Source organism: Teichococcus aestuarii, from assembly GCF_003116135.1.
GTDB lineage: Bacteria > Pseudomonadota > Alphaproteobacteria > Acetobacterales > Acetobacteraceae > Pseudoroseomonas > Pseudoroseomonas aestuarii.
On sequence record NZ_PDOA01000011.1, the window covers coordinates 109,675 to 118,726 of the forward strand.

The window sequence follows — 9,052 nt, forward strand, 5'->3', positions numbered from 1 at the left end:
TCGGGGGAGGGCTGGGCGCGATCCACGCCGCCAGGCCTCGCCAGCGGCTTCCTGAACAATCGGCCATATTGTTTGTCTGCTAACCATAAGCCCCCTACCTTTCCCGCATGTCCTCCGCCGCCCCGCCCCTGCCCGAGCTGTTCCGCCGCTTCGGGGACCATTTCGTGCGGATCACGCGCGCCTGGCGGCGCGAGGCCGACCTGCGGCTCGCACCCCTCTCCCTGTCCCACGCCACCGCCTCCGCCCTGCTTCTGCTGCGCGCGCGGGGCGACGCGCCCTGCCGGCAGGGCGCGCTGGCCCAGGCCCTCGGCATCGAGCAGCCCTCCCTGGTGCGGCTGCTGGACCAGCTCTGCGCCGCCGGCATGGTCGAGCGCCATGCGGACCCGGCCGACCGGCGCGCCCGCATCCTGCACCTCACCGCCGCCGGGCGGCGGGCCGCGGAACAGGCCGAGGGGCTGCTGGAGGCGCTGCGCGCCGAGCTGCTGGGCACCGCCGCGCCGCAGGACCTGGAGGCCACCATGCGGGTGCTGGAAGGCATGTGGCACCGGCTCGGCGTGAACGGGGAGCAGCCCTGATGCCCGCCTGGATGCCCGCTTGGCCCGCCCGCGCCGACTGGCTCTATTCCGTGCGCAGCTTCGCCGCCGCCGCGCTGGCGCTGCTCGTCGCCTTCGGGCTGGACCTGCCGCGCCCCTACTGGGCCATGGCCACGGTCTATATCGTCGCCCAGCCCTTCGCCGGCGCGCTGCGCGCCAAGGCGCTGTGGCGGCTGGTCGGCACGCTGTGCGGCGGCGCCTTCTCCATCCTGGTGCTGCCCAACCTGGCCGGCGCGCCGCCGCTGCTGCTGCTGGCCCTGGCGCTGTGGATCGGCGCCTGCCTCGCCGCCTCCTTCTACGACCCCACGCCGCGCGCCTACGCCTTCATGCTCTCCGGCTACACGGCGGCGCTGGTCTGCTTCCCTATCGTCGAGCAGCCGCAGGCGGTGTTCGACACGGCGGTCTCCCGCATGCTGGAGATCGGCCTCGGCATCCTCTGCGCCTGGCTGATGCACGGCGTGCTGTTCCCGCGCCGGGGCGTGCCGCGCCTGCTGGCCGCCAGCCGCGCCTGGCTGGCCGACCTCGCCCGCTTCGGCGCGGACAGCCTCTCCGGGGCCCATGATCCGGAACGCTTCGCCGCCGAGCGCCGCCGCATCGCGCGCGACGGCGCGGCGCTGGAGCTGCTGTTCCAGCAGACCCGCTACGAGGCGGAGAGCCGCCGCGCGCCGCAACTCTGGGCGCCGCACCTGCGCGAGCGCGCCCGCGCCCTGCCGACGCTGATCACCGCCATCGGCGAGCGGCAGCGCGGCCTGGCGGCGCTGGACGCCGCGGCGGCGGCGGCCCTCACCCCCCTCGCGGCCGATGTGGCGGCCTGGATGGCCGCGAGCATGCAGGCCGAGCCCGGGCCGGCGCGGACCCTGGCCGCCCAGCGCCTGCGGCAGCGGCTGGAGGAGGCCGCCCGCGCGCCCGCCCCCGCCGACCCCTGGGCCGCGCTGCTGCGCGAAGGGCTGGTGGAGCGGCTGCGCGAGCTGGTGGAGCAGTGGCGCCAGACCCTGCTGCTGACCGAGCGGCTGCTGGCCGTGCAGCCGGCCGAGGCCGCCCCCGCCCCCGAGCGCCGCGTGCCCGGCCATGTGGACCCGGTGCTGGCCGCCTTCTCCGGCCTCGCCGCCGGCGGCGCGGTGCTGCTGGGCGGGGCCATCTGGGTCGGCACCGGCTGGGCGCATGGCGCCAGCCTGGCGATGATGGGCGCCGTCGCCCTCTGCATCTTCGCCCAGCTCGACGACCCGGCGCCGGCGCTGCGCCTGTTCATCCTCGGCGCCGCCGCGGCGGTGCTGATCGCCGGCCTCTACCAGTTCGCCATCCTGCCGCGCATCGACGGCTTCCCGCTGCTGATCCTGGTGCTGGCGCCGCTCTACCTGCCGGCCGGCGCGCTGATGGCGCAGCCGGCGATGATGGCGCCGGCGCTGGCCGTGGCCGCCACCGTGCCGGCGGTGCTCAACCTGCAGGAGACCTACAGCGCCGATTTCGCCAGCTATGCCGATGGCGGGCTGGCGACGCTGGGCGGGCTGGCGCTGGCGCTGGTCATCACCCGGGTGGCGCGCGCCTTCGGCGTGGCCTGGCGGGTGCGCCGCCTGGCCAGGGCCGACCGGCGGGACCTCGCCCGGCTGGCGGAGGGGCGCAGCGCCGCCGACCTCCGCCGCATCCTCGCCGTCATGCTCGACCGGTTCGAGGCGCTGGCGGCGCGGCTCGGCGCCGTCGATGCCCGCGCCGTGCCGGTTTCCGAGCTGGCCGACCTGCGCGCGGCGCTGAACCTGCTGCGGCTGCGCGAGGCGCGCGCCAGCCTGCCCGCCGCCCCCGGCGCGGCGCTGGATGCCGCCTTCGCCGCCATCGCCGCCGAGGCGCGCGGCGCCCTGCCCCGCGCGGCGCTGCTGCAGCGGCTGGACGCGGCGCTGGCCGCCTGCGCCGCCGAGCCCGGCCGCGCGGCGCGGCGCGCGGCGGTCTCGCTCTCCGGCCTGCGCCTCGCCCTCTTCCCCGGGGCGCCACCTCCGGCCCTGTCAGCCCCGGCGCCGCAACACGGGAGCCTGCCCGCATGATCGCGGAGATCGACCTCTACGGCATCTACCTGCCGGCGCTGCTGGTCTGGGCGGCGCTGGCGCTGCCGGCCTTCGCCCTGCTGCGCGCCCTGCTGCGCCGCGCCGGCCTGTACCGGCTGGTCTGGCACCCGCCGCTCTTCGACCTCGCCCTCTACATCCTCACCCTCGGCGGCGTCGCCGCCCTCACGGAGTCGCTGCTGTCATGAAGCCCCTGCTGGCGCGCGCCGCGCGCATCCTGCTCACCCTGGCGCTGGTCGGCGCCGCCGGGCTGATGGGCTGGCAGCTCTGGCGCTACTACATGGAGTCGCCCTGGACGCGGGATGGCCGCGTGCGGGCCGACATCATCGGCATCGCGCCCGACGTCTCCGGCTTCGTGGCCGAGGTGCTGGTGGCCGACAATGCCGTGGTGGCGCGGGGCCAGCCCCTGCTGCGGCTGGACCAGGCCCGCTTCGCTCTCGCCCTGCAGCAGGCCGAGGCGGTGGTGGCCAGCCGCGCCGCCACGCTGGAGCGCGCCCGCCGCGACGAGCGCCGCTACGACCGCCTCACCGAGGGCGTCGTCTCCATCCAGCGGCAGGACCAGGCGCATTCCGAGGCGGCCACCGCCGCCGCCGCGCTGCAGGAGGCCGAGGCGCAGCGCGACCTCGCCCGGCTGAACCTGGAGCGCACCGAGATCCGCGCGCCGGTGGATGGCACCATCACCAACCTGACGCTGCGGCCCGGCGCCTATGTCGCCGCCGGCAGCGCGGTGATGGCGCTGGTCGATGCCGGCAGCCTGCATGTGCAGGGCTATTTCGAGGAGACAAAGCTCGGCCGCATCCACCCCGGCGACCCGGCGCGGGTGGTGCTGATGGGCGATGCGCGCCCCCTCTCCGGCCGGGTGGAGAGCATCGCCGGCGGCATCGCGGACCGCGAGCAGGCGGGCGGGCTGGTGGCCAACGTCAACCCCACCTTCTCCTGGGTGCGGCTGGCGCAGCGCGTGCCGGTGCGCATCGCGCTGGAGGAGATCCCGGAGGGGATGCGGCTGATCCCGGGGCGGACGGCCACGGTGACGGTCATGCCGGGCGGCGTGGCGCCCTCCCTGCTGCGGCCCTGAGGCCGGTCAGGGCGGGGCGGCGCGTCCCGCCGCACCCGGCGCCCTGGCCGCATGGGCATGGGCCAGCGCCGCCAGCACGCGCCGCGCGGCCTCCTCCGGCGCCAGCCCGGCATTGTCCAGCGTCACGTCGCTGAAGAGGCGGCGGTGGTAGCCCTCGGCATACATGGCACGGATGCGGGCCTGCTCCGCCGCATCCGGCACCCGGCCGCCGCGCGAGCCCAGCGCCACCTCCAGCGGCGGCGCCAGCGTCACCACCGAGAGGGCGGCGCCGCGCGCCACGCAGGCGGTGCGCAGCCGGCGGTAGCCCGCCTCGTCCAGCGGATAGGCGGAGACCAGGCAGGGGGCGTTGCTCTCGCGGATGCGCCGCAGGATGCGGCCCAGCGCCCCCGCCCAGCGCTGCTCGGGCGGCAGCTCCGCGGGCAGGCCGTGCTCGTCGCCCTCGATGAAGCCCGCGCCCGGGATCAGCGCCGCCAGCGCCCGGCCCACGCTCGACTTGCCGCTGTTGATGGCGCCGTTCAGGTGAATCACCCGCAGCGGCGCCTCCGGCGCGGCGGCACCGGGCACCAGGGCGCGGCGGGCCAGCAGCCAGCCCAGCAGCCCGGCCACCCCGGCCAGCACCACGCCGCCGGCCACCGTCTCCTCGGCGGCGGGCAGCAGGGCCAGCAGCCAGGCCGGGCCGTGTTCCGGCAGGAACTCGACGGAGGGCGGCAGGAGCAGCCGGCCGAGCGCGTACTCGGCGGGCAGCAGCACGGCATGGGTGAGCGGGTTGCCGAGCGCGAGGCAGGCGGCGGCGGCCACGGGCAGGCTGCCGCGCAGCAGCAGCGCGAAGCCGGCGGCGAAGAGGAGATGCAGCCCGAAGGCCGGAAGCATGGCGGCGGCGGCGCCGGCCGCCAGGCCGCGGGCAACCCTGCGGGCGCCGCCGGGCGAGGCCAGAAGCCCCGCCCATCTCTCCCGCAGCGCCCGCATCATGCCCGGCGACTCATGCGGCGGGAGACCCTGCCCTCAGACCTTCTCGACCTGGGCGTATTCCAGCTCGACCGGCGTGGCGCGGCCGAAGATGGAGACGGAGACCTTCACGCGGCCGCGCTCCTCGTCCACCTCCTCCACCGTGCCGTTGAAGCTGGTGAAGGGGCCGTCGGCGACGCGCACCTGCTCGCCCACCTCGAAGACGATGGCGGGGCGCTTGGGCTTGTCCACGCCCTCCTGCACCTGCTGCACGATGCGCAGCGCCTCGGCCTCGGAGATCGGGCTCGGCTTGTTGCGGGCGCCGAGGAAGCCGGTGACCTTCGGCGTGTCCTTCACCAGGTGCCACGCCTCGTCGGTCATCTGCATCTTCACCAGCACGTAGCCGGGGAAGAACTTGCGCTCGGAATTGACCTTCTGGCCGCGGCGCACCTCGGTCACCTCCTCGGAGGGAACCAGGATGTCGCCGAACTTCTCGGCCAGCCCCTTCTGCGCCGCCTGCTCCTTGATCTGCTGGGCGATCTTCTTCTCGAAACCCGAGTAGACGTGGACGACGTACCACCTCATTTCGGCCATGGAACCCCTCCCGTCCTTATCAGGCGCCAAAGCCGAACAGCAGGCTCACCAGGAACTGGATGAGCTTGTCCGTCAGCAGGAAGAACACCGCGGCCAGGGCCGAAAGCGCCAGCACCAGCCCGGTGGTGATCAACGTCTCCTTGCGCGTCGGCCAGGTGACCCGGGCCACCTCCTGCCGCACGTCGCGGATGAACAGCACAGGATCGAGCTTCGCCAAAATCGCAACCCTAATGGTTCAAGGGAGACACGCTTCGCGGGCGGCATCCGGACCGGAGCCACCCCGCAAGACCCGGCCCCCCGGCGGGAGGCGGCCCATGCAGAACGTGGGCGGTGCTGGCAGGGGCGGAGGGTCTCGAACCCCCAACCTCCGGTTTTGGAGACCGGCGCTCTAGCCAATTGAGCTACGCCCCTGCGCGGCGCCATCGCTGCGCGAGGATGCGTCTATAAGTCAGCCCGCCCGCCCTGTCGAGGGGCTGAAAGCGGCCCCGCTCAGCGCGCCGGCGTCTCCTCCAGGAAGCGGCGCAGCGCCTCCAGCATGGCGGGGATGTCCACGCGCCAGCGGTCGGCCAGGGGGTGCGCCTGCTCCAGCCAGAGCAGGTGGCGGTGCCCGCGCGTCACCGACAGGCGGGCGAAGGCGGCGCGCAGCGGCTCGGCCCCGACCCGCGCCGGCATCATCTCGAACACCTTCAGCCCCGGCCGCGCGGCGGCGATGTGCGCGAGCCCCGCCCCATGCGGCGCCACCACGGCCTCCGCCTGCCCGAGGATGCAGATCTGGTCGGCCAGGGAATGCTTCTCCAGCACCACGGGGGTGAAGCCCAGCCGGGCCAGCGCCTCCTCCAGCGCCGCCTCGTTCTCCAGCCGCCGGGAAGCGGCGGCGCGGCGCGACAGGTAGAGCAGCGGCCCGGCGGCGCCGGCCGTGCCGCGCTCCCGCGCACGGGCGACAAGGCGGCCGTAGAGCTCGCCGAAGCAGCTCCAGTGCACCAGCACGTTGGAGCCACGATAGGCGGTGAGCGCCCGGCCGACCCGGACCGTGTCCTGCACCACCTCCACCACGGGCGGCACGTCGCTCAGCAGGTCGAGCGTTTCCCGCATGAAGCCCGCCGCCTCCGCATTGGTGAGGATGGGCACCGCCGGCGCATCCTGGCGGAAGCGCCAGGCCAGGGCCGGGAACCCCTCCGCGAACCAGTGGAAGAAGTTCCTGGGCATCGAGGCGACGGCGGCCTCCGGGAAGAATGCCGCCCCTTCCGGCGGGGGCGGCAGCCCGGCCACGCTCGGCGCCTGCAGCAAGGGCGCCACCCGGCCGGCCGCGTCCCCCACCCGCCCCAGCCGGTCCACCCAGACATCCTGGTAGACCTGCAGCTCCGGCCAGCGGATGACATCCCTGCTGTCCTCCGCCGCCCGGGAACGCTCCACGCGCCGGGCATGGTCCTCGACGATGCGGGCGAATGTCGCCGCCTGCGCCTCGCTGACCCCGGCGGAGCGCAGGACGCGCACCGGCCATACCCCCGCCGGCGGCTCCGCCGGGAAACGGCCCACGGGAAAGGGAATGGTCCTGACCGGGTCCAGCCGCGGCGCGGAGAGCTGCTCGAAAGCCGAGCGGATCTCCACGCGCAGCGGCCCCCTGGCGCGGGCCAGGAAGACGGGCAGCGCCTCCAGCAGCGCCAGCTTCAGGTCGGGCCAGCGCGCCAGGAAGGCCGGGAGGTCCAGCACCGCCCATCCCCTGGCCACCATGTCCGCCGCCGCAAGCTGCCGGGCCACCCAGATCCGGCGCTGCGGCACCGCCAGCGCCTCCTCCAGCAGGCCGAGCGCGCGGTCGGCGATGGCGGCGTCGCCCCGCTGCAGGGCGGCCGTCAGCAGCCAGTCCGGCGCATCCCCCGTCAGGTGGCGCTCCGGCACGGTGGCGGCCAGCGCGCAGACGCCCGACCAGTCCTTGGCCTCGGCCAGCATGCGCAGGCGCTCACGCAGTTCGACGCCGTCCAGCAGGTCTGTGTTGGTGGCATCGCGGTGGCGCGCCAGCAGGTCGGTGGCGGCGTCCCGTACCGCGCCGGCGGGCAGGCGCAGGCGCAGGATGGCAAGCCAGCGGAGCGCGTTGGCGGCGGACCGGGAGGCGAAGATCGCCGGGTCGGCCGTCAGCACGCGCCACGCGCCCAGGCTGAAGGCCTCGTCGCGGCTCTCCATCAGCTTCTGCATCAGCAGGGTGCGCAGCGAGGCGGAGAGGGCGGGCTGCGAGCCCAGCGCCAGGGCGCGCTCCAGCACCGCCGGCAGGGCGAGCTTGCGCGCCGCCTGGACCAGCAGGGGCAGCGCCTCGGGCGGTATCCGGTCATCCGGCAGCACGCCCAGGAACTCCGTGAGGCCCTCCGCGTCGGAGCGGTCGATCATGGCCTGGAGCCGCTCCGCGATGGCCGCCGGAGGAAGGCTCCGGATGGCCTCGAGGGTGCTGCCGGCCACCAGCAAGCTGAATACCTGCAAGTTAGTCATACTCATGCGGCGGTTGTCGTTTTTTCCTTACCACTCCTTCATGGCGGCGGGGCAGGCACAAAAAAACGGGCCGCCCGAGGGCGGCCCGCTCCGAAGTCCAGCAGCCGGCCCGAAGGCCGGCGGCATCTTACTTGCTGATGGAGGCGACGACGCCGGCGCCGACGGTGCGGCCGCCCTCGCGGATGGCGAAGCGCAGGCCCTGGTCCATCGCGATCGGCGCGATCAGCTCGACGTCCATCGCCACGTTATCGCCCGGCATCACCATCTCGACGCCCTCGGGCAGCTTCACCACGCCCGTCACGTCGGTCGTGCGGAAGTAGAACTGCGGGCGGTAGTTGGTGAAGAACGGCGTGTGGCGGCCGCCCTCTTCCTTCGTCAGGATGTAGGCCTCGGCCTTGAACTGCGTGTGCGGCGTGATCGAGCCGGGCTTGGCCAGAACCTGGCCGCGCTCCACGTCCTCGCGCTTCGTGCCGCGCAGCAGCGCGCCGATGTTGTCGCCCGCCTCGCCGCTGTCGAGCAGCTTGCGGAACATCTCGACGCCGGTCACCGTCGTCTTCACCGTGGCCTTCAGGCCGACGATCTCGACTTCCTCACCGACCTTGACGATGCCGCGCTCGACGCGACCCGTCACCACCGTGCCGCGGCCCGAGATCGAGAACACGTCCTCGACCGGCATCAGGAACGGCAGGTCCTTGGCGCGCTCCGGCTGCGGGATGTAGCTGTCCACCGCCGCCATCAGCTCGAGGATCGCGTTCTCGCCCAGCTCCGGCGACTTGTCCTCCAGCGCCATCAGCGCCGAGCCCTTGATCACCGGGATGTCGTCGCCCGGGAACTGGTAGCTCGACAGCAGCTCACGCACCTCCATCTCGACCAGCTCCAGCAGGTCGGGGTCGGCCATGTCGCACTTGTTCAGGAACACCACCAGCGCCGGAACGCCAACCTGGCGCGCCAGCAGGATGTGCTCGCGCGTCTGCGGCATCGGGCCGTCGGCCGCCGAGACCACCAGGATCGCGCCGTCCATCTGCGCCGCGCCCGTGATCATGTTCTTCACGTAGTCGGCGTGGCCGGGGCAGTCGACATGCGCGTAGTGGCGGTTCGCCGTCTCGTACTCAACGTGAGCGGTCGAGATCGTGATGCCGCGCGCGCGCTCCTCGGGAGCCTTGTCGATCTGGTCATACGCCGTGAACGACGCACCGCCCGACTTCGCCAGAACCTTGGTGATCGCCGCCGTCAGCGACGTCTTGCCATGGTCCACGTGCCCGATCGTACCAATGTTGCAGTGCGGCTTGTTCCGCTCAAACTTAGCTTTCGCCATC

The 9,052-nt window shown here is 74.0% G+C and carries 9 protein-coding genes and 1 tRNA gene; 4 read left to right on the forward strand and 6 right to left on the reverse strand.

What is annotated here, in order from left to right; all coding sequences use genetic code 11:
* Positions 1-107 precede the first annotated feature (107 nt).
* From CR165_RS16165 to CR165_RS16180, 4 genes are read left to right on the forward strand one after another with little or no spacing between them, the layout of a single operon-like run.
* Entirely contained in the window at positions 108-575 is a 468-nt protein-coding gene (locus tag CR165_RS16165) for a MarR family winged helix-turn-helix transcriptional regulator (protein ID WP_109517977.1), read from the forward strand.
* Positions 575-2,626, forward strand: a complete 2,052-nt coding sequence (locus CR165_RS16170) for an FUSC family protein (RefSeq protein WP_109517978.1) — start codon at positions 575-577, stop codon at positions 2,624-2,626. The genes CR165_RS16165 and CR165_RS16170 overlap by 1 nt, the downstream gene beginning before the upstream one ends.
* Positions 2,623-2,832, forward strand: a complete 210-nt coding sequence (locus CR165_RS16175; protein WP_109517979.1) for a DUF1656 domain-containing protein — start codon at positions 2,623-2,625, stop codon at positions 2,830-2,832. Before CR165_RS16170 ends, CR165_RS16175 begins: the two co-directional genes overlap by 4 nt.
* Entirely contained in the window at positions 2,829-3,719 is an 891-nt protein-coding gene (locus tag CR165_RS16180; protein WP_109517980.1) for an efflux RND transporter periplasmic adaptor subunit, read from the forward strand. The genes CR165_RS16175 and CR165_RS16180 overlap by 4 nt, the downstream gene beginning before the upstream one ends.
* A 6-nt stretch (positions 3,720-3,725) precedes the next feature.
* Here the strand turns inward: CR165_RS16180 and CR165_RS25420 are convergent, their stop codons facing one another.
* From CR165_RS25420 to tuf, 6 genes are all read right to left on the reverse strand, one after another.
* Positions 3,726-4,688 carry a DUF2062 domain-containing protein gene (locus CR165_RS25420; RefSeq protein WP_219929770.1) on the reverse strand — a complete coding sequence of 321 codons (963 nt, stop codon included), beginning with the start codon at positions 4,686-4,688 and terminating at the stop codon, positions 3,726-3,728.
* Positions 4,689-4,721: 33 nt separating this feature from the next.
* Positions 4,722-5,258: a transcription termination/antitermination protein NusG gene (nusG, locus tag CR165_RS16195; RefSeq protein WP_109517981.1), complete on the reverse strand. Its 537-nt coding sequence runs from the start codon at positions 5,256-5,258 to the stop codon at positions 4,722-4,724.
* Between the two features lie 19 nt (positions 5,259-5,277).
* Entirely contained in the window at positions 5,278-5,475 is a 198-nt protein-coding gene (secE, locus tag CR165_RS16200; protein ID WP_099097365.1) for a preprotein translocase subunit SecE, read from the reverse strand.
* 117 nt (positions 5,476-5,592) lie between these two features.
* Positions 5,593-5,669: transfer RNA gene (locus CR165_RS16205), tRNA-Trp, on the reverse strand.
* A gap of 78 nt (positions 5,670-5,747) precedes the next feature.
* Positions 5,748-7,727 (reverse strand): glycosyltransferase family 61 protein, encoded by a 1,980-nt coding sequence (locus tag CR165_RS16210; protein ID WP_109517982.1) that lies wholly within the window; start codon positions 7,725-7,727, stop codon positions 5,748-5,750.
* 136 nt (positions 7,728-7,863) lie between these two features.
* On the reverse strand, positions 7,864-9,051 hold the full coding sequence (gene tuf / locus CR165_RS16215) for an elongation factor Tu (RefSeq protein ID WP_109517967.1): 1,188 nt from the start codon (positions 9,049-9,051) through the stop codon (positions 7,864-7,866).
* Position 9,052 lies beyond the last annotated feature (1 nt).